The organism is Acinetobacter sp. 1566109 (genome assembly GCF_000582255.1).
Classification (GTDB): domain Bacteria; phylum Pseudomonadota; class Gammaproteobacteria; order Pseudomonadales; family Moraxellaceae; genus Acinetobacter; species Acinetobacter nosocomialis.
The window spans coordinates 1-336 of sequence record NZ_JEYB01000258.1; the positions used below are offsets into that span (position 1 = coordinate 1).

Genomic DNA, 336 nt, shown 5'->3' on the forward strand with positions numbered 1-336 from the left:
AGAAGAACCGTTTTTTTGGTATTCAGCATGATTTGAAATTAGACTCTTTTAAACGTTTTATCTACTTTTTAATTGGAATTATATTTGCACTCATTATCGGTATTGCCACTCATCTCATTTGGGATGGTCTTACTCATTCTGACTTTCGAACTTTTATCTTCCAAGATTTTTTATCCCAAACGGTTCATTTCTTTGGTCGTCCCTATCCTTTGCATCGACTACTTCAACTCGGTTCTTCTGCTCTAGCATTACCTTTTTTAGGCTGGATGAGTATTCATTACTATCAAAAACATAAACAGCACTGGAAAATAAGTCATAAAATTAAAAAGTAGATAA

The 336-nt window shown here is 33.0% G+C and carries 1 pseudogene; it reads left to right on the forward strand.

Annotated elements, in window-relative coordinates:
- Nucleotides 1-326, forward strand: a pseudogene (locus tag J582_RS25650) (DUF4184 family protein); the annotation flags it as partial.
- Nucleotides 327-336 lie beyond the last annotated feature (10 nt).